Here is a 24,561-nt window from a genome sequence, read left to right on the forward strand (position 1 = left end):
CAGCCCCACCTACAATAAATACATGGATTCGTGATGAATAATTTCGAAGGCAGCCGTAATCTAACCCAACAAGTGGTCTACGAGCTTGGGTTGTCCATCGTCCAGGGTAAATATTCGGGCGTGGATGTTTTTCCCACAGAAGCGCAGTTGAGCGCGCACTTTCAAATTAGTCGCAGTGTTATTCGTGAAGCCGTTAAAATGCTGACGGCAAAAGGTTTGATCAACTCCAGGCCTCGCCAGGGCATACGCGTTCAGCCGACGGCCTGTTGGAATGTGTTTGACAGTGACGTGCTCAATTGGATACTTCAGGGGCGGCCTTCGCTATCCCTGCTGCAAGAGTTTACTGAGTTGCGTAGCGGCGTCGAGCCAGAGGCTGCCATGTTGGCCGCCTCCAGGCAAAATGCGGCGGAAATAGGCGCAATTGAGCGAGGACTGGAGCGGCTCAAGCGAGCCGGCGATGGGCTGGATGATCCACTGGCGGCAGACATAGAATTTCATACAGCTGTATTGCTCGCTAGCGGCAACCGCTTCTATATTCAGCTGACCAGTTTCATCCAGACGGCTTTGCAGGCCAGTATCAGTTGTACCAACCAACTCAAAGGAATCTCGGCGGGTAGCTACCGAGATCACAAGCGTATCTACGATGCCATTTGTGAAGGTAACTCAGAGGCGGCGGGAGCAGCTATGCGTGAGCTGTTGAGCGAGGCCTTGGGGTTAATCAGCGAGTCTAATTCACCGCAAAAAACCGGGGTAATTGCCCAGGCCAGTTGAAGCTATACCCGCCGCATACAATCCCGAGCGAGAGTCGACAACGATATTCTGTGTATTTTCCGCAGAAATTGACTGCAGAAGGCGATATACTCTGCACCGTTTCAGTGATTTTACCGTTTCGGTGACTAGAGGTGTGGCATGACACAAACCCCTGAGCGAACCCAGTATCCCAGCTTGCGCAATAAGTCGGTATTTATTACCGGCGGTGCCACGGGTATTGGCGCCTGCATGGTGGAGGCGTTCTTGTATCAGGGCTGTCGTGTTGGGTTTGTCGATATCGCTGCTGAAGAGGGAGACTTGCTGTGTCAGACGCTGAGTCAGCAGTATCCGCATTCGGTGTTTTTTGCCCCCTGCGATGTCACCGATGTGCCGGCGTTGAGAACAGCGATTGAGTCGCTCAAAGCGAAGACGGGCGCCTTTAGCGTACTGATTAATAATGTGGCCAACGATAAGCGCTGTGATCCGCGCGCGCTTTCCGACGAAAATTGGCACAGCTCGCTGGCGGTTAACCTCGATGCAGCGTTTTTCACGACTCGTGCTATTGTGCCGGATATGGTAGACATAGGCGGTGGCTCGATCATTAACTTCAGTTCCATCAATGCCATACTCGGGCCCGCACAAATGCCAAGTTACGCTACGGCTAAAGCCGGGTTGCTGGGCTTAACCCGGGCGCTCGCCTCTGATTTTGCTCCGGATAATGTGCGTGTAAATGCCATTATTCCCGGCTGGGTGGTAACGGATAAACAGCTGGAAAAATTCCTGACGCCAGAAAGCGAGGCAGAGTGGATGGAGCATGTGCGTCTCAAGCGTCGGTTGATGCCGCAAGATGTTGCCAATATGGCTTTGTTTCTGGCCTCCGATGATGCGAACATGATTACCGGTCAGCAGTTTGTGGTGGATGGCGGCCGACTGTAAGATTCTGTTGTTCGCCATTGCTTAACAGTTGTCGCTAACAAAGCCGATATCACTAGAATAATAATTTCGTAATTTATAGATGAATCTCATCAAACTTCTGTCAATCACATATTTCCCCCAAAGCCGCTACACTTAAGCGGAGGTCATGTGCAATTAGTTGCTGAAATTCCCTGTGGATGCGAGCTGGGCGAAGCTATTTTGTGGCACCCCGTACAGCGCCGCATGTGGTGGGCAGATATTCTGGGCTGCCGGTTGTACAGTGCAAACCTGTTCGGGGATGCACAGCAGTGGTACCCAACCCCCGAGCCAGTTACGGCCTTTGGTTTTACCTCAGTGGCGGGAAAATTCATTGTTAGCTTCGCCTCAGGTATCGCGTATTTTTGGCCGGCAACAGGCGCCGTTGAGTGGTTGGCGCAGCCAGACCTGGGTGGTGCGGAGCGCTTCAATGACGGGCGTGTTGGTCCCGATGGCGCTTTTTGGGCGGGTACTATGTCACCCAGCGCGCCGGGCGAGTCGCAACTGTATCGATTTGATGGATCACTACAGTCCATTTTACAGGGTTTAACGATTGCAAATGGTTTGTGCTGGTCGACCGATGGCGGCTATCTTCATCACGCCGACTCACCATCGCGGCTTATTCGTCGATTTAAAATGCGAGCCGCAGGCGTAGAGGCGGGCGAGCTGCTGGTTGAGACGCCGGTTAATAGCTATCCGGATGGCGCCGTTATAGATGCGGCTGACAATCTATGGAGCGCTCACTGGGGTGGCTCTTGTGTGGTCGCTTACGACCATAGCGGTGCAGTGTTGGACAGGTTGGCATTGCCGATAACCCAGCCCACTTGTGTGGCGTTTGGCGGCGATCAGTTTGATCACCTTTTGGTCACCAGTGCCTGGGAACATATGACCCCAGAGCAGCGCCAACGGGAGCCTCGAGCCGGCAATGTGTTCGTTTTTCGCACCACTTATCGGGGGCGGCCCTGTGATTTTTATACCTCTTGAGTATAAGCATGAGTTCTGTCATTGTTGGAAGCTGTAAATAATGGACTTAGCTCAGCATTGGTATCAACACGGAAGGTTGGTAAACCGTGGTTCCAACTATCCCAGTTAAATGTGATCTTCAGTTGAGAGCAGTATGACCATTAAAAGTCCAGCGTAACTTATGACCATAGACTTATTTCAGCGACTATCCTACAAACTGGCGCGTACCAGCTTTGTTGTTGTTGTTGTTTTGGGGGTATTGGTTGCAAGCTTGCAGGTTTATTTGGACTTTCGTACCCAGTATCGGGAAATTCTCAGCAATGTCGATGAAATTAGCCGGGTCAGTCGAACGTCGGCTCAAAGGGCGGTGTTTTTACTCGATGAAAGTCTTGCCGAGCAGGTGGTGCAGGGCTTAGCGGAGTACCGGTTTCTCAGCCATATCGCTATCTTTGACGATCAAAACCAGTTGATGGCGCAGTACCGCCAAAACGTTAATCCGAGTCAGACTTTATGGTTAACCCGGCTGCTGGTCGGTGAAAAGGAGACCTTTGACTACTCGCTTGTTTCTAACGGCGATTTGGTTGTCGGTACCCTGAGCTTAGAGCTTAACAAAGATCGCGCTCTCAACCCCTTCTATCACCGCGCCTGGCGCGTTTTGCTAACCGGTACTGCGCGCAATATCGGCATTGCTTTGGTATTGGTGATGGTCTATCACTTTTTGCTAACCCGGCCGCTGGTGAATCTGGCCACGCGCTTTGCCGCTTTGGATCACGCCCAGGTACCGGTGCGTGATATTGCCCACCTGCGCAAGCACGAACACGATGAGCTGGGCTATATCGTCAACTCGGCAAACCGGCTACTCAGTAACTTCAACGAGAAGCACGCCGAGCTCCAACATCAACAGCAGCAGTTGAGCCTGATTCTCGACGCCAGCCCTAACCAGGTTTTCGCGGTCGACTTCGACGGTAATATGTTGTTTTTTAATCAGGCGTTTAAGCGCTATTTTGGCACCGATAACATAGATAATTACTATGCTCTTCTGGAATCTTGCAACATTAAAGAGTCGAGCCAAATTCGCTCGCTCATACAGCGCGTCTGTAAGAAGCAATCGCCGGTTTTTAATCGCCAGCAACACTTCAGTGGTATTCACAACGAGAGCCATGTGATGCAAATGTCACTGGTACCCTTCGTCTCCGAGCATGTTACTCGCGTTATTGTGGTGCTCAACAATATTACCGAATTGGTCGAGGCAGAAGAGCGGGTAGAGTATCTCGCTTATTGCGATACGTTGACGGGGCTGGCCAACCGCAACAAGATTCTGGAGCAATTGCAGGAGGACATTCATCGCTGCAAATCCAGCAACACTTATGGCGCTTTGCTGTTGATTGACCTTAACGACTTTAAGCGCATTAACGATACTATGGGGCATTCGCTCGGGGACGAGTTATTACTGCGCCTTTCGCAGCGTATGGCAATGCGTGTTCGCGAGCCGGAAACCTTGGCCCGCCTCGGCGGTGATGAGTTTATTTTAAGTATGCCGGAAATTGGCAGCAATCTTGAGCAAGTAAGGTTGCGTGCGGAGCATGTTGCAGAGCGTTTTCTACAGACGATTAATCAGCCGGTCACGCTAGCCAACCAGGACTTCGCCGTGCAGGCAACGGTCGGCATAGCGCTCTATCCTGTGAATGACTCCACCGTTGAATCGCTGTTATCTCAAGCCGATACCGCACTCAATGAGGCCAAACGGCGCGCACACGGCTCGCTGCAGGTGTTTGAACCGAAAATGGCCGCCGAGGTGAATCGTTTATTGCAACTGGAATCGGACATTCGCTCGTCGTATCAAGAGCATCGTTTTACCTTCCATTTGCAGCCGCTCATTGATTTACACGCGCGCTCTTTGGTCGGTGCCGAGGCATTGATTCGCTGGAACCACCCCATGCGCGGCGTCGTTTCGCCCTATGAATTCATAGGATTCCTGGAAAACTCGGAAATGATCAATCCGGTGGGAATGCAGTTGCTGGACGATGTCTGTCAGTTTATTCGCTCCCATAAAGAGCAGGGGCGCTTCCCGCCGGAAATGCGTATTGCGGTTAACATCAGCGAGCGTCAAATATACGATGCCGATTTTGTCGGTAAGTGTTTGTCCGTTTTGCAAAAATACAAGTTGCCCGGTAGTTGTCTGGAGTTTGAGATAACTGAGGGAGCGGCCTTGCACAACCTCGACGAAGTGGTTGATAAAATGCGCAAGTTGCAAAATGAGGGCATCACCTTTGCTCTGGACGATTTCGGTACCGGCTATAGTTCGCTGAGTTATCTAAAGCGTCTACCCGTCAACAAAGTTAAGATTGATAAATCATTTATCGATGACATTACTATCGACCCTCAGGATGCCGCCATGGTGGCTTCTATTATTGCCATCGCGCGAAATATGAATCTGTTGATCGTAGCAGAGGGCGTAGAGACCGATGCTCAGGCTCAGTGGTTATCTCAGTATGACGATATCCTGATTCAAGGCTATTTGTTCGACAAACCACTGCAGCCTGAAGTCTTTTCGCAGAACTATTTGCCTAAGCCGCCTGCGTACTAATTGGTTGCCAGTGGGCGAGGTTAAGCTTAGTCCCCGTTTAGCTCCGCCAGATATTGATCTTTCAGGTCCACATAATTCTTAGCTGAATAGCGGAAAAAGTCGCGCTCTTTATCACTCAGTGGTCTTACCTGTTTGCAGGGTGAGCCCATATAAACAAAACCCGACGCCAGACGTTTGCCGGGCGGCACCAGAGTTCCGGCACCGATGACGACCTCGTCCTCAACCACGGCCCCGTCCAGTATGGTCGCGCCAATTCCTACCAATACCCTGTTGCCAATCGTACAGCCGTGCAGGCAAGCACTGTGGCCCACGGTGACGTCGGAGCCAATGCTCAGCGGGTAGCCGTCGGGATTAAAAGGGCCTGCATGGGTGATATGCAGCACCGTGTTGTCTTGAATACTGGTGCGCTCGCCTATACGTATAGAGTGCATATCGCCGCGGGCGACCGCAAACGGCCAAACTGAGGAGTCTTCACCAATCTCGACATCGCCAATGACCAAGGCCCTGGGGTCGACGTATACCCGGGCGGCCAGTTTGGGTAGGTGGCCCTTAAAGGTGCGGGTGTTGCCTGCGGTTGAAGTGCGATTCATAGTAGGTACCTTTGCTAAGCGGTGTATCATACGCCATATTGTAGGGAAATTAATCACCTCAGCCGACGCTTAATACGCTGACCGGCTGTTGTAGGCAGAACCCAGTTTCAGGTGCACGGCTTGTATGTGGTGCACCGTATCCCCGGAGGAAGAATGACGCAAGAAAATGCGCACAACCCATTGCTAAGTGAACAACCCTTGCCAGAATTTAGCAAAATAAAACCCGATCATATTGTGCCCGCGGTAGAGCAATTGATTGAGCAGGGTCGAACTCATCTGCAAAAGTTGTTAGAGCAATTTGCCGAGGGTAATCTGCTGCCCACTTGGGAAAATTTGGTGGAGCCCCTGGAGGCCGAAGACGATCGCCTGGAGCGCGCTTTCTCACCCGTGAGTCACCTCAATGCAGTGGCCAATACCCCAGAGCTGCGCGATGCTTACAATACCAGTATCGCACTTCTGACCGAGTACAATACGGAAGTCTCACAAAACCGTGATCTGTATCGAGCTTACAAGGCCCTGGCGCAAAGTGAGCAATACACGGCTTTAGAGGCTGCGCAGAAAAAGGTCGTGGATAATGCACTGCGCGATTTCGTACTGGGTGGGGTGGCGCTCGACGGTGAGGCCAAACAGCGATTTGGCGATATTTCCCGGCACTTATCCGAGCTGTCGACACAATTTTCCAACAATGTGCTCGATGCCACAGGAGCCTGGTATCTTCACTTTGAGTCCGATTCGGCGCTGGCTGGTTTGCCGGAGTCTGCTCTTGCGCAGGCCGTGCAGGCCGCTGAACATAAAAAAGACGAGGATGGCAATCCGCTTTCCGGGTATGTCGTTACCCTCGACTTTCCGTCTTATTTGGCTGTGATGATGTACGCAGATGACCGCTCATTGCGGGAAAAAATGTACCGAGCTTTTGTTACCCGTGCCTGTGCCGACGGTACTAAGGCCGATGGTTCGAGCGCGGCGCAGTGGGATAATACGCCGCTGATTGCCGAGACTCTTAAATTGCGTCACGAACAGGCCGGGCTATTAGGTTTTAGTAACTACGCTGAACGCTCATTGGCGACAAAAATGGCCAACAGCACGGCGCAGGTTTTAAATTTCTTAGAAGAGCTGGCGCAGAAGTCGCGCCCGCAGGCACTACAAGATGTGGCAGAGCTGCGAGAATTTGCGGCTGAGCAAGGCTGTGAAGATCTACAAGCGTGGGATTTGACCTACTACAGTGAGAAATTGCGCAAGCAAAAATACGATATTTCTCAGGAAGAGCTGCGGCCCTATTTTCCCGCCGAAAAAGTGATTGGCGGTATGTTCGAGGTTGTATCGAAGCTTTTCGATATTGAGATCTTGCCGGTTGCGGCTTTTGATTCGTGGCATCCGGACGTGCGTTTTTATCAAATCTATCGCGACGGCAAACAGCTGGCGAGTTTTTACTTAGACCTGTTCGCCCGCGAGCACAAACGCGGCGGCGCATGGATGGCAGATTGCCGCGTGCGGCGGCAGACTGAATCCGGTATGCAATTGCCGGTGGCTTTTTTAACCTGCAATTTTACGCCGCCTGTGGGTACAACTCCGTCGCTGCTAACGCACGATGAGGTCACCACTTTATTCCATGAGTTTGGACATGGCTTACACCATATGTTGACGGCCATTGATGTAGCGGCCGTTAGCGGTATTAACGGTGTTGCCTGGGATGCGGTGGAGTTACCCAGCCAGTTTCTGGAGAATTGGTGTTGGCAAAAAGAAGTCGTCACCATGATTTCTGGCCACTATGAAAGTGGCGAGGCGTTACCTGAAGCCCTACTTGATAAAATGCTAGCGGCAAAGAATTTTCAATCGGGAATGCAAATGATGAGACAGCTTGAGTTCTCGCTGTTTGATTTTCGCTTACATGCTGAATATAACCCGGCCAATCCCATTCCCGCGGCTGTTGTACTGGACGATGTTAGGCGTCGCGTGTCAGTTATTCCTCAGCCTGCTTTCAATCGTTTTGAAAATGGCTTCAGTCACATTTTTGCCGGCGGCTACGCCGCGGGATACTACAGTTATAAATGGGCCGAAGTACTGTCTGCAGACGCCTTCTCGGCATTTGAGGAAGAAGGTATTTTTAACAGTAAAACGGGGCGGCGGTTTCTTAAGGAAATTCTGGAAAAGGGCGGCTCGGACGAACCGATGCAATTGTTTATGCGCTTTCGCGGTCGCGAACCGGCGATTGAGCCACTGCTCAAGCACAGTGGTTTGATTGCGGAGGCATCATGAGCAGCTACAGTGAAACGCCACGATTTTTAGCTGGCGCCATTTGCCCTAGGTGTGAAGCTCTTGACCGAATTAAAGTTTATTCTAAAAACGGCAGGGACTTTCGAGAATGTGTTGCCTGTGGGTTTGAGGATGAAATGCATTTTGCGGCAAACGCCCGGGAGCTCGAAACTCGGGTAAATGCAGCGCAAGAGGCGGTGCCGACTCAGGTAGTCAATATCGTAAAAATGCCTAAAAAATGAAACCGGACGTGAGTTCTACGCACTAGCAGCGTTGCTGAGAAAGGACTCTCGCAAACGCTCTAGGGGCATGGGATAACCAACAAAGTAACCCTGTAAGTAATCAATATTTTGCCGGCTGATCCAGTCGCGCTGTTCTTCGGTTTCAATTCCCTCGACGACCACCTCCATACTTAAGCCTTTGGCCAAAGCAACGATCGATTGGACTATGGCGCAATCTTGTAAGTTGCCGGGTAAATCTCTTACAAAAGAACGGTCAATCTTAAGCTTGTTAAAGGGCAGATGCTTGAGGCGAGACAGTGAAGAGTAACCCGTGCCAAAATCGTCAATAGCTAATGTTGGACCGAGACTCACGAGCGCTTGCAATGAGCGCATTAACTGTTGCGAGTCATGCTGTACGATATCTTCAATGACTTCGAACTCTAGTTGTTCTCCGCTTATATGATTTTCGTCAAGCCAGCGGGCAATATGGCAAGGTAGATCTGGATGGCGGACTTGTTCGGCACTCAAATTAATAGAGACTTTGGGCATTTTAATGCCATGCTGTTCGAGGTCTTTTATGTCGCGACACACGCGTTGTATGACGTTGGCATCTAGCTGATAGATTAGGTTGGAACTTTTCGCCAGGGGCAAGAAATCGGCAGGCGTCAGTAGGCCTTTGTCCGGATGTTGCCACCGCACTAAGGCCTCTACACCGACTAGGTGATAGCCGTTATTGCTGACAATTGGTTGATAAAAAACGTCCAGCGCCTGCAGGTCCAGAGCGCGTCTAAGTTCGCGCTCGAGTGTGAATTTGGCTCGTGCTTGTTGAGAAATTCTGGCATTGAAAAATTGGACACTGTTGGGGCCAATTTCTTTTGCCTGGTACATCGCGGCTTCGGCGTGACGCATCAGTGTAGAGTATTCGCGACCATCTTCCGGAAAAATACAAACACCCGAACTCAAGGTAATGGGAATGCTTACCGCAGGTAAGTGCAGTGGTTTCAGCAATTGATCGAGGAACTCTTCAATCGTCCGCTCTAAGTTGTTGCGACTGGAAGGGTTGCGAATAATCACAGCAAACTCGTTACCACCGATGCGCGCCACCTTATCTTTGCCTTTCACCACCAGCTGGCGCAGCTTATTGGCGGCCATAAGAATAACTTCGTCGCCCACCTCCTGACCGAGCCCGTCGTTAACTTGTTTGAGTTTATCAATGTTAATCCAGACCAATGCAAAGGGCTCGCTTGCACCGTCGGTTTTGGTATTGCGCACTAAATGGCTGAGGCGTTTTTGCAAAGAGCATTGATTGGACAAGCCGGTTAGATCGTCGAAATGAGTAACGTAATCCAATTCTTGCTGGCTTTGTTGCCAAGCCTCATAAGTGTTAATCAAGCTGATTGTGTCAGCCACGGAGCAGGCAAATGCGATTTCTGCTACGTTCCAATGTCGCTGTTGTCGGGATTCAAGGCATAGCACACCAAAAATTTCGCCGTGATCAAACACCGGGGCGTCAAGCATGGAAGCAACTTGCGCTGACTTCAGATATTCCTCGCCAAAACTGCAGGTACGTGGGTCTTGGTACGCATCCGAAGCGTCAATAATGCGCTCTCTTAACATCGCCGAGAAATACTCTGGATGATCTTTGTTGAGCAGGTGAATACGCTCGTGCGAGGAGCCGGTGGTTTGGTCGTACAGGGTTTCAAGATCCAGGCGCAGTTGGTCGTGCGAGAGCTGCCAAACGCTGGCGCGTTGTACATCGAGAAGTTCGCAGCACAACACCGATAGCTCATCGAGTTTGTCGCGGCGGGATAGGCGCACAAAGCCTTCGCTGTGGCTGAAAGCCATCAGTTGTTTATGGAGCGCGATATAGTGCTCGCTTTCATCCATAGCTCGACCAGAATGAGTGTAAAGAGGTAGTCGGTTAATTCGACATAAGCCTAATTCAATATGGCACCTGTCCAGCGATCTGTCTAATAACAATTAGGATTAGAGCGTCGTCTGGTAAGGCATGGAGAGCGTATGAGCAGGCGCTGTAACTTTAGCGTCGCCTGGTGTCAAAATTTAGAAAAATCGCTCTGTCGGCCGCAAGGCAAGGCCAGCGCGACAGCTCAACAGACCAGCCATTTTTTTTGTGTCGTTCAAAAAAGTGCTCAAACGCGGCGCCGGTAAAGCTGTATTCGCTCAGTAGTAGCTCGGCGGAAAACAGCACAGCCTGATCGAGTTCATTGGCAAAGGGCTCGCCAATCAGCTCGTGGGCAATTAGGTTAGCGCGCGTGGTGTCCATCGGTACCAATGGTTGTCCGCAGTGTTGAATAAAGCGGTCGTTAATCTCTTCTAGCAAGCGGTGAGCAAGGTAGGCTTCATCGAGAAGCGATTCCAGCGGGCTGTGCTCGGCAAGCAAGTCTGGCGGCTTAAGAAAATAGTCCGTTGCAATACTGAGCAGCGGTTGCACCTCTTTGATCAGTCCGGCGTCGCAGGCGATTTCGTATATCGCCTCGATAAAGTCTGGTACATGCTCAATATAACGGACCACGAAATCTGCCAATAGTAGAGGGGCGGAATCGGCGGGCAGGCTGATGGCATTGTGTAGTTGGGGGGCTCGCAGTGCCAGACATTCGACCAGAGAGGCGGTTTCTCCCTGCCGCTCGGTGGCGCTTTCGATGATGTCGCGAATCTGGCCTATTTGTTCTTGCATCGCGGGCCGCTCGATTTGAATGTCTGGCACTCGCAGAGGTGGGTTTTTATTTGGGTTCGCCCGTGGATGCATTGAGGTGCCTTGTAAATATACTTGGTTTGTTTAAAAAGTAATATAAATATGCGCCATTGCAAGTTATCCAAGAGATTAATAACGCATTAATAATCGCCAGGTAGGCAGAAAAAGGCATAACTGGCCGATATCATTTTTGCCTAAGTACGTTGTGAACGTTCAATCGTTTAAGCTGGCCCTCATTCGTTTCAGGCGCTTCAGGGTGAATGGGTGCTTACCGGTTGTCAGGGGCGGCACAGTTCTCTAATCCATTTAAGCGGCGCTTTATATGCTGTGTGTATTTTAATAGCCACCACATTCTAGCGGGCTAAAGTGCGTTTAAGTACCCAGGCCATAGACAGCCCCCGGGTTAAATTAAACAGGCAGAAAGCAAACCACAACCCGGTATTGTGCCAGTCGGTAGTCAGCCACCACGCCGGGAAAAATACCAGAAGCATGCAGCCTGCCATGGAGAACTGCATCGCTCGGGTCATGCCCATGCCGATAAAAATACCATCGAGCTGGTAGCCCCAAACGGCGATCAATGGCAAGGCAATTACCCAGGGGAACTGTTTGTTCGCCTCCGAAAGCACGGTCGGTAGCGTTGTAAACAGTTGTAGTAAAGGGTCTTTACTCAGCCAAAAAATAAGGCTGATGAGCAGTGCGCTTGCCGCAGCCATTACGGTCGTGGCCTGTATGACGCGCCACAACTCGCGACGATCGCGCGCGCCCGTCGCTTTGCCGCACAAGGCCTCGGCGGCGTGGGCAAACCCGTCGAGAGCGTGGGAGGTGAGCATCAAAAGCTGTAGCAAAATAGCGTTAGCGGCTACGATATTAGTGCCTGCCCGTGCCCCCTGAGCGGTAAAAAACGTAAACACTCCGAGTAGGCATGCAGTTCGAACGAATAGGTGGCGATTGATATGCAATAGCGGTAAGTAAGCATGCCAAAGGCGCATGTGTGCCAGTCGCTGGCGCCACGTTTGGGTGAGCGGCAACCGCAATACGCGCCGCCGCAACATCCACAAGCCACAAACAAGCCCAGTGTATTCGGCGACTACACTGGCATAAGCGGCGCCGTCGCTGGCGAGCCCCAGCCCCAGCACGAACAAAAAATCCAGCGTGATGTTAAGGGCATTGGTTACAAGAAGTATCACCAGCGGACTGCGCGTGTCTTGATGACCAATAAACCAACCGATGATGGTGTAGTTGATAAGCGTGGCAGGGGCGCTCCAGAATCGTATACCACTGTAGCTGGCAGCGAGTGTCAATGACTCCTGGGTCGGCTTCATCCAGCTCATCGCAAGCTCCACGATCCAGCCGCGACACAGCAGTAAAACCGCTGCCAGTGAGAGCGCCAAAGCAACTGAGCGCAGCCAGAGCACCAGGGTGTCTTCCCAATCCTGACGTCCCACGGCGCGCGATACTAAGCTGGTGGTCCCCATACGCAGAAAGCCTAACGACCAAAACACCATGGTTATGACGCTGCTGCCAACCGCTACCGCTCCCAGGTATGCTGCCGAGGGCAGATGGCCGAGAATGGCCGTGTCGACAGCACCGAGCAAGGGCACGGATAAATTGCTCAGCATGATCGGCCAAACCAGAGGCCAAATGCCGGCACTGCGAACCCGCCAACGCTTTCTAAGGGATTGATTTTGCATCATTAATTAGGCTTTGGAGTTTAACTAAGAGACGCCGTGTATCTTCTCACAGAGTGTGGCCTCAGTGATAAATTTATTGACTTTTGCGCCGTGCTATGGCCAGATAAATCGCTGTAGTTGCGACAAATTGCCGCAGTTTATTCGTTGTACCCTCCCGAATTTCTTCGCTGGTACCAATAAGCTAGGCCCTGTCATGCTGATTCAGTAGGTACTGTTGTGACTTACAAGGCGCTTGGAGTCTCGTTTAGTTACTCCCAATAAACGAGTGGTGGCTTGTCACCACAGCCCCGTGATTTGGGCTAAGTTTGGAGTTTGGCAAAGCGATATCCGCTGCCTGATAAGATCGAGTGTTAGCCGTAACGACTGAATCAGTAGAAACAGGATTCAAAGCACCCGTGTGGCTTGTCATATAAGCGATACCTGCTTTGAGTTAGAGTGGCGTCTGGGGGTTAGCCTCAGCAATACATACCTCTGTATGAGTGATGGTGAACATTACCGTGATGTCCGCCGACCCAAAGGGGCAACAACAATAACGCGGGCAAGAGAATTGCCTGCGCAAGAATAAGCATAATGAAACTAAACGGAGAAGATGGGCAATGTTGAAAACAGCACGTGGCCTTTGTGCCTGGTTGCTTGGTTTCGCGGTGATGCTTTCATCCAGTTGGGTGTTAGCAGAAGAAGCTGAGCAGTTGAAGTTCAATATGACCCGGGGGGTGACGCCGGTCAGTCAAGATATCCACGGCCTGCACATGCTGATGTTTTGGTGGTGTGTCGGGATTGGCGTGGTGGTTTTTGGCATCATGTTTTTCAGCATGTTTGTGCACCGCAAATCCCGGGGTGTAAAACCTGCTAATTTCCATGAAAGCACCGCTCTGGAGCTGACCTGGACCGCAATTCCTTTCGCTATCCTCATAGCCATGGGTATTCCCGCCTCGAAATCATTGATCGAGTTGTACGATACCTCCGAATCGGAAGTGGACGTACTGATTACGGGTTACCAGTGGCGCTGGAAATACGAAGTACTCGGTGAGGACGTCAGCTTCTTCAGTAATCTTTCCACCCCGCGCGATGAGATCGACGGCTTCGCGGAAAAGAATCCGAACTATTTGCTAGAAGTGGATGAGCCTCTGGTGTTGCCAGTGGGCAAGAAAATTCGCTTTATCGTGACCGCCAATGACGTGATCCACAACTGGTGGGTACCCGATTTCGGCGTGAAGCGCGATGCCATTCCCGGTTTCACCAACGATTCCTGGGCGGTGATCGAAGAGCCTGGCGTTTACCGCGGCCAGTGCGCCGAGTTGTGTGGTAAAGACCACGGCTTTATGCCTATTGTCGTAGAGGCCAAATCTGACGCTGAATACCGCGCCTGGCTCGACGAAAAGAAAGCCGCTGCCGCCGCGCTGGCTGAACTTACTGAAAAAACCTTCACCTTCGATGAGCTCTACGCCAAGGGTGAGGAAGTTTACAACCGTTCCTGTGCCGCCTGCCACCAAGCGAATGGTGAAGGGGTGCCCGGCGCTTTCCCAAGTTTGAAGGAAGGCATTTCTGTTGGCCCAATTCAAAATCACATTGATGTTGTGGTTAATGGTGTTCCCGGTACCGCTATGCAGGCGTTTGGTGAGCAATTGTCGGAAGTCGACATTGCTGCCGTTGTAACCTACGAGCGCAATGCCTGGGGCAATAACATGGGCGATCTCGCCCAGCCGCTCGATATTTATAATCATAAACAGGGCAAATAGGAGGTAGACAATGGCTCACGGTCCCGCAAAAGGTATTACGCGCTGGTTGTATACCACCAACCATAAAGACATCGGTAGCATGTACTTGTGGTTTAGTTTTGCTATGTTCTTTTTGGGCGGTATTTTCGCCCTGGTGATTCGCGCCGAGTTGTTCCAGCCCGGTCTGCAAATTGTAGAACCTAATTTCTTTAACCAAATGACCACCATGCACGGCCTGGTGATGGTGTTCGGTGCGGTCATGCCGGCCTTTGTCGGCCTGGCAAACTGGATGATACCGATGCAAATCGGTGCACCGGATATGGCCCTGCCGCGGATGAACAACTGGAGTTTCTGGATTCTGCCGTTCGCGTTTGCCATGCTCTCTTCCACTTTGTTTATGGAAGGCGGCGCACCAAACTTCGGCTGGACATTCTATGCACCACTGTCGACCACCTACGCCCCGCCGTCGGTGACTTTCTTTATTTTTGCCGTGCATATCATGGGTGCCAGTTCGATTATGGGGGCGATCAACATTATCGCTACCATCATGAACATGCGCGCGCCTGGCATGACCTACATGAAGATGCCGCTGTTTGTCTGGACTTGGTTGATCACGGCCTTCTTGCTGATTGCCGTTATGCCGGTTCTCGCGGGTGTAGTCACCATGATGCTGATGGACATCCACTTCGGCACTAGCTTCTTCGACGCCGCTGGCGGCGGTGACCCGGTATTGTTCCAGCACGTATTCTGGTTCTTCGGGCACCCCGAGGTGTACATCATGATCCTGCCAGCCTTTGGTATTGTCAGTGCGATTATTCCAACTTTCGCGCGCAAACCTCTGTTTGGTTACAGCTCAATGGTTTACGCCACCGCAGCGATTGCGTTCTTAAGCTTCGTGGTTTGGGCGCACCACATGTTTACCGTGGGCTTGCCCATTGCCGGCGAACTTTTCTTTATGTGGGCGACCATGTTGATTGCGGTACCCACCGGCGTGAAGATATTCAACTGGGTGGCAACCATGTTCAAGGGCGCCATGACGTTTGAAACGCCCATGTTGTTTTCCATCGCTTTTGTGATTTTGTTTACCATTGGTGGCTTCTCCGGTTTGATGCTCGCCATCGCCCCGGCGGATTTCCAGTATCACGACACCTACTTTGTGGTGGCGCATTTCCACTATGTGTTGGTGCCAGGCGCAATCTTCTCGATTACGGCGGGTGTGTACTATTGGCTGCCCAAGTGGTGCGGCAACATGTACAACGAAACCATGGGTAAGATGCATTTTTGGTTGGCGTTTATTGGCTTGAATGTGACTTTCTTCCCTATGCACTTCTCGGGTCTGGCCGGCATGCCGCGTCGTATTCCCGACTACAACATGATGTTCGCGGACTGGAACATGATCTCCTCTGTTGGCGCCTTCTTGTTTGGTGCCGCTCAGGTTATGTTCCTGTACAACATCATCGCGACCATCGTGTCGGGCAAAAAAGCCACCGATGAAGTGTGGGAAAATCCAGAAGGATTGGAGTGGACGGTTCCGTCACCGGCGCCTTACCACACCTTTGAAACGCCACCGGAGTACAAGTAAGCATCGGTTAGGTAAGCGGTAGAGATAACAGACATGAAGTGGTTGCCGGAAAACCCCAACGCCCGATTGACGGTAAAGTTAACCGCCGTTGTCAGCTTCATGTTTGTGTTTGCCATATTTATCATGCCGCCACTGTACGATGCGTTTTGTGAAATAACTGGCCTTAACGGTAAGACGGGTGAAAAGTACCAAGCGGTCGATGTCAAAGTCGATACCAGCCGCGAAATCAAAGTACAGTTTGTCGCCACCAACAATGAAGGCATGCCCTGGCAGTTTGGTCCGGAAGTTAAAACCGTAACGGTACATCCGGGCGAGCAGACGAGAATTAACTACCTGGTGAAAAATACCACGGGTAGAGACATGATCGGCCAGGCCATACCGTCGCTGATACCTTACAAGGCGGCCAGTTACTTTCACAAAACAGAGTGTTTTTGTTTTAACCAACAGGCGCTGTTAGCCGGAGATGACGCAGTTCTGCCGATGTATTTTATCGTCGATCAGGACTTGCCCAAGTACATCAAAACAATCACGTTAAGTTATACCTTGTTTGATGTTACTGACCGCTTCAGCGAAGAAGAGTTGTTAAGCATGGCCGCAACCGGGCCTATAACATTAACCGCAGAACAATAACATTTTGCGCGGGGAGTAGAACTATGAGTGGAGGAACCTACTACGTACCGGAACAGAGCAAGTTGCCAATCTGGGCAAGCTTTGGTCTGTTTTTAACGGTATTTGGTGCGGCCAATTGGATGAACGGTAATTCTTATGGTCCCTGGCTGTTTTTTGCCGGTGGCTTGACGTTTGCCGCGGTACTTTGGAATTGGTTCAGTATTGTCATATCGGAAAATATGGCGGGTATGAACAGCCCACAGCTAAAACGCTCTTATGTCATGGGGATGCAATGGTTCATCTTCTCTGAGGTGATGTTCTTTGCTGCGTTTTTTGGCGCTCTGTTTTATATCCGCACTTTGGCTGTGCCTTGGTTGGCCGGTGAAGGTGACGGCGGTGCGAGCAGTGAGTTGTTGTGGCCGGGCTTTAATGCCGAGTGGCCGTTGATGACGACACCGGATATGGCTGTTAATGGTGAAGACGCTTTGGTGAAAGGCCCTGAGCAAAATATGAGCTGGCCTGGTTTTGCGGGCTTGCTTGGCTGGCTGCCGTTCTGGAATACAGTGATTCTGCTTACGTCCAGTGTGACGGTGCATTTTGCCCACACAGCGATTAAAAGCGACAAACGCAAGCAGTTTAATATAATGCTCGGCGTCACCGTGTTGTTGGGGTTCATCTTCCTAATTTTGCAGGCCGAAGAGTATATTCACGCCTATACCGAGCTTGGCTTGACGCTCGAGTCCGGCATTTACGGTACGACCTTCTTTATGCTGACGGGCTTCCACGGTGCCCACGTCACCATGGGTACCATGATGCTGCTGGTTATGTGGTTGCGATCGATAACAAAAGGCCACTTTAAATCAGACGATAACTTTGGATTTGAAGCGGCCAGTTGGTACTGGCACTTTGTTGATGTGGTTTGGGTCGGATTATTTTTTGCTGTTTACGTATTTGGCTAAGGCCAAAACCCTGGGGCTAGCGTAAGTGCTGGTCCCAGGGAGCGCTGTCATTGAGTATTCCACTGTAAAAGCCGTACCCCACACAAATCATCATCAAAACCGCCAGCGCAATACGAACACCTAACGCGTAAAGCGTGCGCTTGGAATCAGGTACGCCCACATCGCGTAACAGAAAGTTTAGGCCCGCACTAAGACTGAGTACGACGCCAATAAACAAAACAAGAATGATAATTTTCAACCACATAGTATTATCCTGAAAATAAATGTTGCCCGAGGCAGGATACCCTTGCCGAATGCATTAGTCACCCTAGACTGAATTCGGGATCGCAGAAGATGTAATAGGTAACGCTGTGACACCCAAATCATCACCTTCACTTAAGTGGACTCCCAGCACCCCGCTACTGATATTTACGGCACTGTTTTTCCCTGTGTTAATTGCATTGGGTGTATGGCAATTGGATCGAGCTGACGAAAAACAGCAAATGGAAACACTGCTGAATGAACGTCAATCCAATGCGCCAGTGGCCATCAATGGCCGCGCGTTAATTGACCCCTATACCCGTATCATTGCCGAGGGGGAATTTGATAACAGTCGCTTGTGGTTAGTGGACAACCGTCAGCGAGGCGGTCGCCCGGGTTATGAGGTCGTTCAACCCTTTATTCTAAGCTCAGGCCCGGAAGTGTTGGTGAACCGCGGATGGGTGGTGGCACCGAGTACTCGCGAGGAACTACCGGTGGTTAACTTAGTGGCAGGCAGGCAAATGTTGTTTGGCTCCGTCGCGGTTGTGTCCGACCATCCAATGTTAAGTGCTCAAACCGACAGCGATGCCTGGCCTAAGATAATAACTCAAATTGTGCCAGAGCAAATGATAGCAGGCGACCACACTGTTACCGAGTATTATGTCCGTATTGACGCCGCCAGCGTCGGCGCCCTGCGTACTGAGTGGCAGCCAATCAATATGAGTGCCAGTAAGCATACAGGCTACGCTGTGCAATGGTTTGCCATGGCGCTCGCTTTGTTTATTCTTTCTATTTTTGCCAACACCAATATCGCCACATGGTGGCGCCAACGAAAAACGCATTGAGGTGAGCCGTATAATGACAGCACAAGCCAATAAAAAACGTGGACAAATACAAGCGCTCTTGCTGATGCTGGTGGTTGCTCTTCCAATGATTGCGGCCTACACCATTTATCATACCGGCTGGGGAATGCCGACGGGAACCGTGAATAAAGGCGAACTGGTACAACCGCCGCAGCGGCTAAGCGACTTAAAATTGCTAACAGCGGACGGAGACGTATGGGATATCGATGCAGAAGATAAGCGCTGGCGCTACGTTATTCCGGGCAACGCCGAATGCGACCGCACCTGTATGGACAACCTTTACCTGACGCGGCAAGTGCATATTCGGCTGAATGACAAGGCACGCCGGGCAGAACGAATCTATTTGTTACTTGACGACGCCCTTGCGCCCGAACTGAGCGAACATATTGCGGCCGAGCACCCGTTACTGCGCGTTATGCGGGCCAATAGGGCGGATGTTGAAAAAATGCTGGCTGCGACAAATTTTGCAGGTCACGCCGCGAAAGCCGGGCGTTACTTTCTGATGGATCAACAGGGGTTTTTAATGTTGGCTTATCATCCGGGCGATAAAGGCGGTGAGCTGCTCAAAGATATGAAAAAAATGTTAAAAACGTCCTACGAAGACTAAGTACAAGAAGTTGTTAATATGACTAAGAAAGATATTGTGTGGGGTTTCCGGTTGGCACTGATCGCCACCGCACTGGCGTCGATTGTGGTTGTGTTGGGTGCTTTTACCCGCCTGGCGGATGCCGGCTTGGGTTGCCCCGACTGGCCCGGTTGCTATGGCCACCTGACCTGGCCCACCACCGCCGAGCATGTCGAGGCCGCGGAGGCGTTGTTCCCCGAGGCGCCGGTTGAGCATGATAAAACCTGGCCGGAAATGGTGCATCGTCACTTTGCCGGCACCCTGGGTTTACTGATTTTAGGTGTAACCATTTTCACCTGGCGTAAAGCGGCGACCACCGGCGCTGCGTTGCCGCGTTGGCACACCCTGGGTTTGCTGATTCTGGTGATTATTCAGGCGGCTTTTGGTATGTGGACTGTGACCCTAAAGCTTTGGCCACAAGTGGTTACGGCACATCTGTTGGGCGGTTTTGCCACCTTGAGTATGCTGTGGTTATTGGCCCAGCGGTTGGGCCCATGGCATTGGCAAACCGATCAACTGCGAATGTTGACTGGGCTAAAGCCTTTGGTAGTGCTGGGCTTGTTCTTTGTGATTGTTCAGATAGCGCTCGGTGGTTGGGTTAGCTCAAACTACGCCGCATTGGCGTGTACGGACTTTCCCACCTGCCACGGTGAATGGTGGCCGGAAATGGACGTCGCCCGGGGTTTCAATTTAACTCAAACCATCGGCCCCAATTATTTGGGCGGCCTGTTGGAAGGCGATGCGCGCACCGCAATTCACATGGCGCATCGCATGGGCGCCATAGTGGTGACAGTAACCCTATTATTATTGTTGCGACGCCTGTTTAAAGTCAGAGTCGCCCGCAGCATGACATTCGTATTGTTGGGTGTTCTTTTGCTGCAAATCGTCCTCGGTATTACCAACGTTTTGGCGCATTTGCCGCTCGCAGTGGCCGTCGCCCATAATGCGGTTGGCGCTGTTCTACTGCTGTGCATGGTAACCTTGACGCATCGTGTGTTTACGGCGCAAAGTAGCACCACAATTTCTAACGATACCAGCAACCGGGTAGCAGCATCATGAGTCAAACCGAAGCCACAATGGCAACATCCAGCTGGCGCGATTACTACGAGCTCACCAAACCCAAAGTCGTCATGTTGATGATTTTGACCTCAGTGATAGGCATGTTGCTGGCCGTACCGGGCATGGTACCTCTCGATGTCCTAATTATCGGTAATTTGGGTATTGCCCTGTGTGCGGGTTCAGCCGCCGCGGTAAACCATCTGGTCGATCGCGGTATCGATCAGAAAATGGCGCGTACACTTAACCGGCCCGTAGCCAAGGGCCGTGTTGAGCCACTGCATGCTCTTATTTTTGCCGGGGTTATTGGCACGCTGGGTATGGCACTGTTGGTATTGTTTATCAACACATTGACAGCGATTTTGACTTTGGTATCTCTGCTTGGTTATGCCTTGGTATACACCCTGTTTTTAAAGCGGGCGACACCACAGAATATTGTGATTGGGGGCATTGCCGGTGCGGCGCCACCGCTGTTGGGTTGGACCGCCGTTACCGGAACACTGGATGGCCACGCTCTGCTATTGGTGTTGATTATTTTTGCCTGGACCCCGCCGCACTTTTGGGCGTTGGCGCTGCACCGCAAAGACGATTACGCCAAAGCCGATATTCCAATGCTGCCGGTAACGCACGGCGAAAAGTACACCAAGCTGCATATTTTTCTCTACACCATTATTATGATTTTGGTGACATTGTTGCCTTTTATCACTGGTATGCTGAGTTGGATCTATCTGGTGGGCGCTCTGGTTTTGGGAGCAGGCTTTTTGTACTGGTCGTTTATGTTGATGGTGAGTAAACGCGAAGGCTTAGGCATGGAAACGTTTAAATATTCCATTATTTATTTAATGGCTTTGTTTGTCGCTATGTTGGCCGACCACTACCTACTGCCCACGCATCCACTGACAATGTAACGGAAACTGACGTTAAATGAGTGAAGTAACCGAAGCCCAGAAAACCAAGCGTAATATTCGCTGGACCATTGCATTTTGCTTGCTGTTTATTGTTGGCGTTGTGTCTCTGGTGGTGAACAAAATTGTTTCACCCCGCGTTATGAATGCCGATGAGTTGCGATTAAACGGCGCTATTATGTTTGATATGCCTAGGCGCTTTGAACCCTTTGAACTTGTTAATCAAAATGCTGAGGCGTTTACGCAGGAAGACTTTAAAGGGCACTGGTCTTTGCTCTATTTTGGTTTTACCCACTGCCCTGATATTTGCCCCACAACCATGGCCGATATGTCACGTTTGGTTAGCGCTTTGCCACAAGATATTGCGAACAATACCGAGGTTATGCTGATTAGCCTCGACCCAGCCCGAGATACACCTGAGTTGATGAAGCAATACGTGACCTACTTTGGCGCAGACTTCACCGGCGTAACCGGTGATTTTCTCACTATTCGGCGCTTTGCTAATCAGGTTAACGTAGCCTTTAGTAAAGTGACTCAAGGTGACGACTACACAATAGATCACTCCGGCAACGTGGTGTTGATTAACCCGCGTGGCGATTACCATGGCTTTTTCAAGCCGCCGTTTGAGTTGGCAAAGCTTAAAGCGACTTATAGCTCTATCTATCAGAGCTTTGATGGTTAGCAACAGATGCCGCAGAGCTTAGCCCTGGCCACCCACGTAGCGGCAGCTTAGGTTCTTGCAGCTTTGCTATTTTGAGCGCTAAATTGCCTCGCCCACCTTACCAAGCGTAATTTCATATAGTAAAGTGCTTGTCTCTATAAAAATGCGCGTTCGGCGCTGAACAAAAGAGCCAAACTCTATGATTCGTGTACCTGCGCCCCTCCGGGCCCTTGTTCTGAGTGTCATCTGTTGTCCCTTAGGCGCCGCACAGGCGGCCGAACCATTAAGCTTGTGGTTCGATAAGCCTGTTTCCGATTGGGAGCGCGAAGGTTTGCCCATTGGTAACGGGGCGCAAGGCGCGGTGCCATTTGGCGGCATTGCCAAAGAGCGTATTCAGCTGAATGAGAAGTCCCTTTGGGAGGGCGGGCCCGGTTCCAGGCAGGGTTATACTTTTGGTTGGCCGGAGGAGGGCAACCAACATGGGGCACTGGCTGAGGTGCAGCAAACCCTTCAAAAAGAAGGACATATGACCCCGGAAGCGGCCGCCGCAAAAATGGGGCGCGCCAATCCGGGGTACGGCAATTATCAAAATTTTGGTGCGATTGAATTGGAGTTTGCCGCACCGGGCGAAACGAGCCATTACCAGCGTCGTCTTGATTTGACGACAGGCACTTTGACGGTGAGCTACCGACAGAATCATATCGACTATGAGCGGGAGTACTTTTACAGTTATCCCGATCAGGCGTTAGTGGTGCGCCTGTCCGCGAACCAACCCGGCAGCATTACCTTTAACGCCCGTTTTGATATACCCGATAACCGAACCCGGCAAGATACGGTTGTTGATAACAGCATAATGGTGCGCGGGGCGCTCAATGATAATGGGTTGGTCTATCAGGGCCAGTTGGCTGTACTGACAGACTCCGGCCATCGCAAGCTGATGGTCGAAGAAAATATTGCTTCGGTGACTGTCGAAAAAGCAGATACAGCCGTGCTTTTGTTCTCGGCGGCGACCGACTACGCCGGGAAGTTCCCTAGCTATCGCGGTGATGACCCCGCAGCCAAAGTGAAGGCCCGGATAAAAGCTGCCGAGGCCCGCGGCTTTACTCAGCTGCAGAACCGCCACCGGGAAGATTATCAATCGCTGTTTGGTCGCGTGGCTTTGGACATAGGTCAAAAGCCGTATCAGCGTACGACCGAACAGCTGTTGAGCGGTTATGGCCAAGGGGACGCAGTGTTGGATCGCACTCTGGAGGCGCTTTACTTCCAGTACGGGCGCTATTTGTTGATCGGCGCATCGCGTGCGGGCTCTTTGCCGGCGAACCTGCAAGGGGTATGGAACAACTCCAATACACCGCCGTGGAACGCGGATTACCACGTCAACATCAATATGCAGATGAATTACTGGCCGGCATTGGTGACCAATCTCGCTGAAACCGCGCTGCCTTTTTACGACTTTGTTGAATCTCTGGTTGAACCAGGTCAGATTTCAGCACAAAGGTTGGTCGGCGCCGATGGCTGGACGGTATTTTTAAACACCAACATTTACGGTTTCACCGGTGTTATTGCCTGGCCCACCGCGTTTTGGCAACCGGAGGCCGGTGCCTGGTTAATGCAGCACTATTACGAACATTACTTATTCACTCAGGACGAGACTTTTTTGCGAGAGCGCGCCTACCCAATTATGCGGGGCGCAGCACAATTTTGGCTGGACGCGCTGGTGACCGACCCCCGCGATGGCAAGCTGGTGGTAAGCCCGAGCTTTAGCCCCGAGCATGGCGACTTTACGATAGCGGCGGCCATGAGCCAGCAAATTGTCACCGAGCTGTTTACTAATACCGTGGCCGCGGCTCGCCAGCTTGGCATGGAGTCGGCCTTTACCGCCCAGTTAGAGGCGGCGTTGGCCAAGCTCGATAACGGCTTGCGGGTAGGCAGCTGGGGTCAGTTACAAGAGTGGAAAGAGGATCGGGACGACCCCGAGAGCAAGCATCGCCATGTCTCACATTTATACGCACTGCACCCGGGCCGCACCATCACGCCCGCAACCACGCCCGACTTGGCCCAGGCCGCCAAGGTGAGCCTGAACGCGCGCGGCGATGGCGGTACCGGTTGGTCACAGGCCTGGAAGGTCAACTTTTGGGCGCGCCTGGAAGATGGCAACCGCGCTCATAAAGTATTGGGCGAACAGTTCAAGCGCAGTACCCTGCCCAATCTATGGGACAACCACCCACCGTTTCAGATCGATGGCAACTTTGGCGCTACCGCCGGTATGGCCGAGATGCTCCTGCACAGTCACGACTTGCGCCTTACCTTACTGCCAGCACTGCCCAGTGCTTGGGGTGCCGGCAAAGTCACGGGGCTAAAGGCCCGTGGCGACATCACAGTCGACATAGAATGGGCCAATGACCAACTTAAACAAGCGGTGTTAACTCCAGCGGCTGACGGTGATATCACTTTGGTGGGTCAGCAGTATCAGGTGCGAAACCTAGAAACCGCAAAACCAGTACAAACCACTAAGACCAGCGATCGCGGCCTCTCTTTCCTAGCTGAGGCTGGCCACACGTATGCGGTATTTCCGCAAGTCTTGCAATAACTTACCTTCTTTCTCAACTCTCTTTAGCCTCCTT

General features: G+C 51.6%; 21 protein-coding genes. 16 read left to right on the top strand and 5 right to left on the bottom strand.

Annotation, left to right across the window (positions count from 1 at the left end):
- Positions 1–33: 33 nt before the first annotated feature.
- The 4 genes from QWI17_RS17950 (at position 34) to QWI17_RS17965 (ending at position 5,251) form a co-directional block, all read left to right on the top strand.
- Positions 34–771: a FadR/GntR family transcriptional regulator gene (locus QWI17_RS17950; protein WP_302723903.1), complete on the top strand. Its 738-nt coding sequence runs from the start codon at positions 34–36 to the stop codon at positions 769–771.
- A gap of 138 nt (positions 772–909) precedes the next feature.
- Positions 910–1,686: an SDR family NAD(P)-dependent oxidoreductase gene (locus QWI17_RS17955; RefSeq protein ID WP_302723904.1), complete on the top strand. Its 777-nt coding sequence runs from the start codon at positions 910–912 to the stop codon at positions 1,684–1,686.
- Between the two features lie 147 nt (positions 1,687–1,833).
- Positions 1,834–2,685 (top strand): SMP-30/gluconolactonase/LRE family protein, encoded by an 852-nt coding sequence (locus QWI17_RS17960; protein ID WP_302723905.1) that lies wholly within the window; start codon positions 1,834–1,836, stop codon positions 2,683–2,685.
- A gap of 160 nt (positions 2,686–2,845) precedes the next feature.
- Positions 2,846–5,251, top strand: coding sequence for a putative bifunctional diguanylate cyclase/phosphodiesterase (locus QWI17_RS17965; RefSeq protein ID WP_302723906.1), 2,406 nt, complete (start codon positions 2,846–2,848; stop codon positions 5,249–5,251).
- Positions 5,252–5,277: 26 nt separating this feature from the next.
- Here QWI17_RS17965 and QWI17_RS17970 read toward each other — a convergent pair whose 3' ends face one another.
- The gene (locus QWI17_RS17970) at positions 5,278–5,841 is read right to left on the bottom strand and encodes a gamma carbonic anhydrase family protein (RefSeq protein WP_302723907.1); all 564 of its coding nucleotides are present in this window, start codon (positions 5,839–5,841) and stop codon (positions 5,278–5,280) included.
- Positions 5,842–5,994: 153 nt separating this feature from the next.
- Between QWI17_RS17970 and prlC the strand changes: the two genes are divergently transcribed.
- Together prlC and QWI17_RS17980 are read left to right on the top strand one after the other, a co-directional pair.
- Entirely contained in the window at positions 5,995–8,097 is a 2,103-nt protein-coding gene (prlC, locus tag QWI17_RS17975) for an oligopeptidase A (protein WP_302723908.1), read from the top strand.
- Entirely contained in the window at positions 8,094–8,336 is a 243-nt protein-coding gene (locus QWI17_RS17980) for a YheV family putative zinc ribbon protein (protein WP_302723909.1), read from the top strand. The genes prlC and QWI17_RS17980 overlap by 4 nt, the downstream gene beginning before the upstream one ends.
- Before the next feature lie 15 nt (positions 8,337–8,351).
- On the opposite strand, the gene QWI17_RS17985 is transcribed toward QWI17_RS17980, so the two are convergent.
- From QWI17_RS17985 to QWI17_RS17995, 3 genes are all read right to left on the bottom strand, one after another.
- Complete coding sequence (locus tag QWI17_RS17985; RefSeq protein ID WP_302723910.1) at positions 8,352–10,202, bottom strand: sensor domain-containing phosphodiesterase; 1,851 nt, start codon at positions 10,200–10,202, stop codon at positions 8,352–8,354.
- A 151-nt stretch (positions 10,203–10,353) separates the two neighbouring features.
- Entirely contained in the window at positions 10,354–11,082 is a 729-nt protein-coding gene (locus QWI17_RS17990; protein ID WP_302723911.1) for a hypothetical protein, read from the bottom strand.
- 299 nt (positions 11,083–11,381) lie between these two features.
- Complete coding sequence (locus tag QWI17_RS17995; RefSeq protein ID WP_302723912.1) at positions 11,382–12,722, bottom strand: MATE family efflux transporter; 1,341 nt, start codon at positions 12,720–12,722, stop codon at positions 11,382–11,384.
- Positions 12,723–13,315: 593 nt separating this feature from the next.
- Between QWI17_RS17995 and coxB the strand changes: the two genes are divergently transcribed.
- From coxB to QWI17_RS18015, 4 genes are read left to right on the top strand one after another with little or no spacing between them, the layout of a single operon-like run.
- Positions 13,316–14,458: a cytochrome c oxidase subunit II gene (gene coxB, locus QWI17_RS18000; RefSeq protein ID WP_302723913.1), complete on the top strand. Its 1,143-nt coding sequence runs from the start codon at positions 13,316–13,318 to the stop codon at positions 14,456–14,458.
- A 10-nt stretch (positions 14,459–14,468) separates the two neighbouring features.
- The gene (gene ctaD / locus QWI17_RS18005; RefSeq protein ID WP_302723914.1) at positions 14,469–16,019 is read left to right on the top strand and encodes a cytochrome c oxidase subunit I; all 1,551 of its coding nucleotides are present in this window, start codon (positions 14,469–14,471) and stop codon (positions 16,017–16,019) included.
- Between the two features lie 33 nt (positions 16,020–16,052).
- Positions 16,053–16,649 carry a cytochrome c oxidase assembly protein gene (locus tag QWI17_RS18010; RefSeq protein ID WP_302723915.1) on the top strand — a complete coding sequence of 199 codons (597 nt, stop codon included), beginning with the start codon at positions 16,053–16,055 and terminating at the stop codon, positions 16,647–16,649.
- Positions 16,650–16,672: 23 nt separating this feature from the next.
- Entirely contained in the window at positions 16,673–17,587 is a 915-nt protein-coding gene (locus tag QWI17_RS18015; RefSeq protein WP_302723916.1) for a cytochrome c oxidase subunit 3, read from the top strand.
- A 16-nt stretch (positions 17,588–17,603) separates the two neighbouring features.
- Here QWI17_RS18015 and QWI17_RS18020 read toward each other — a convergent pair whose 3' ends face one another.
- Complete coding sequence (locus QWI17_RS18020; RefSeq protein ID WP_302723917.1) at positions 17,604–17,831, bottom strand: DUF2909 domain-containing protein; 228 nt, start codon at positions 17,829–17,831, stop codon at positions 17,604–17,606.
- A gap of 106 nt (positions 17,832–17,937) precedes the next feature.
- Between QWI17_RS18020 and QWI17_RS18025 the strand changes: the two genes are divergently transcribed.
- The 6 genes from QWI17_RS18025 to QWI17_RS18050 all read left to right on the top strand — a co-directional run bounded on the left by QWI17_RS18025 (position 17,938) and on the right by QWI17_RS18050 (position 24,527).
- Positions 17,938–18,672: an SURF1 family protein gene (locus QWI17_RS18025; RefSeq protein WP_302723918.1), complete on the top strand. Its 735-nt coding sequence runs from the start codon at positions 17,938–17,940 to the stop codon at positions 18,670–18,672.
- Positions 18,673–18,685: 13 nt separating this feature from the next.
- A complete protein-coding gene (locus tag QWI17_RS18030) occupies positions 18,686–19,297 on the top strand; it encodes a redox-active disulfide-containing membrane protein (RefSeq protein ID WP_302723919.1) in 612 nt (203 codons plus the stop codon).
- Between the two features lie 18 nt (positions 19,298–19,315).
- The gene (locus QWI17_RS18035; RefSeq protein WP_302723920.1) at positions 19,316–20,374 is read left to right on the top strand and encodes a COX15/CtaA family protein; all 1,059 of its coding nucleotides are present in this window, start codon (positions 19,316–19,318) and stop codon (positions 20,372–20,374) included.
- Positions 20,371–21,279 (top strand): heme o synthase, encoded by a 909-nt coding sequence (gene cyoE / locus QWI17_RS18040; RefSeq protein ID WP_302723921.1) that lies wholly within the window; start codon positions 20,371–20,373, stop codon positions 21,277–21,279. Before QWI17_RS18035 ends, cyoE begins: the two co-directional genes overlap by 4 nt.
- Before the next feature lie 16 nt (positions 21,280–21,295).
- Complete coding sequence (locus QWI17_RS18045) at positions 21,296–21,958, top strand: SCO family protein (protein ID WP_302723922.1); 663 nt, start codon at positions 21,296–21,298, stop codon at positions 21,956–21,958.
- Between the two features lie 178 nt (positions 21,959–22,136).
- Positions 22,137–24,527: a glycoside hydrolase family 95 protein gene (locus tag QWI17_RS18050; RefSeq protein ID WP_302723923.1), complete on the top strand. Its 2,391-nt coding sequence runs from the start codon at positions 22,137–22,139 to the stop codon at positions 24,525–24,527.
- Positions 24,528–24,561: the final 34 nt, after the last annotated feature.

Source organism: Gilvimarinus gilvus, assembly GCF_030518155.1.
Lineage (GTDB): Bacteria > Pseudomonadota > Gammaproteobacteria > Pseudomonadales > Cellvibrionaceae > Gilvimarinus > Gilvimarinus gilvus.

What these genes read in the sequence shown, in the direction of transcription:
- prlC (WP_302723908.1), top strand. Translation starts at nt 5,995, where the DNA reads ATGACGCAAGAAAATGCGCACAACCCATTGCTAAGTGAACAACCCTTG.
- QWI17_RS17965 (WP_302723906.1), top strand. Translation starts at nt 2,846, where the DNA reads ATGACCATAGACTTATTTCAGCGACTATCCTACAAACTGGCGCGTACC.
- coxB (WP_302723913.1), top strand. Translation starts at nt 13,316, where the DNA reads ATGTTGAAAACAGCACGTGGCCTTTGTGCCTGGTTGCTTGGTTTCGCG.
- QWI17_RS18050 (WP_302723923.1), top strand. Translation starts at nt 22,137, where the DNA reads ATGATTCGTGTACCTGCGCCCCTCCGGGCCCTTGTTCTGAGTGTCATC.
- QWI17_RS17970 (WP_302723907.1), bottom strand. Translation starts at nt 5,841, where the DNA reads ATGAATCGCACTTCAACCGCAGGCAACACCCGCACCTTTAAGGGCCAC.
- QWI17_RS17985 (WP_302723910.1), bottom strand. Translation starts at nt 10,202, where the DNA reads ATGGATGAAAGCGAGCACTATATCGCGCTCCATAAACAACTGATGGCT.
- QWI17_RS18010 (WP_302723915.1), top strand. Translation starts at nt 16,053, where the DNA reads ATGAAGTGGTTGCCGGAAAACCCCAACGCCCGATTGACGGTAAAGTTA.
- QWI17_RS17995 (WP_302723912.1), bottom strand. Translation starts at nt 12,722, where the DNA reads ATGATGCAAAATCAATCCCTTAGAAAGCGTTGGCGGGTTCGCAGTGCC.
- QWI17_RS17955 (WP_302723904.1), top strand. Translation starts at nt 910, where the DNA reads ATGACACAAACCCCTGAGCGAACCCAGTATCCCAGCTTGCGCAATAAG.
- QWI17_RS18030 (WP_302723919.1), top strand. Translation starts at nt 18,686, where the DNA reads ATGACAGCACAAGCCAATAAAAAACGTGGACAAATACAAGCGCTCTTG.
- QWI17_RS18035 (WP_302723920.1), top strand. Translation starts at nt 19,316, where the DNA reads ATGACTAAGAAAGATATTGTGTGGGGTTTCCGGTTGGCACTGATCGCC.
- QWI17_RS17980 (WP_302723909.1), top strand. Translation starts at nt 8,094, where the DNA reads ATGAGCAGCTACAGTGAAACGCCACGATTTTTAGCTGGCGCCATTTGC.
- QWI17_RS17990 (WP_302723911.1), bottom strand. Translation starts at nt 11,082, where the DNA reads ATGCATCCACGGGCGAACCCAAATAAAAACCCACCTCTGCGAGTGCCA.
- QWI17_RS17950 (WP_302723903.1), top strand. Translation starts at nt 34, where the DNA reads ATGAATAATTTCGAAGGCAGCCGTAATCTAACCCAACAAGTGGTCTAC.
- QWI17_RS18045 (WP_302723922.1), top strand. Translation starts at nt 21,296, where the DNA reads ATGAGTGAAGTAACCGAAGCCCAGAAAACCAAGCGTAATATTCGCTGG.
- QWI17_RS18020 (WP_302723917.1), bottom strand. Translation starts at nt 17,831, where the DNA reads ATGTGGTTGAAAATTATCATTCTTGTTTTGTTTATTGGCGTCGTACTC.
- cyoE (WP_302723921.1), top strand. Translation starts at nt 20,371, where the DNA reads ATGAGTCAAACCGAAGCCACAATGGCAACATCCAGCTGGCGCGATTAC.
- ctaD (WP_302723914.1), top strand. Translation starts at nt 14,469, where the DNA reads ATGGCTCACGGTCCCGCAAAAGGTATTACGCGCTGGTTGTATACCACC.
- QWI17_RS18015 (WP_302723916.1), top strand. Translation starts at nt 16,673, where the DNA reads ATGAGTGGAGGAACCTACTACGTACCGGAACAGAGCAAGTTGCCAATC.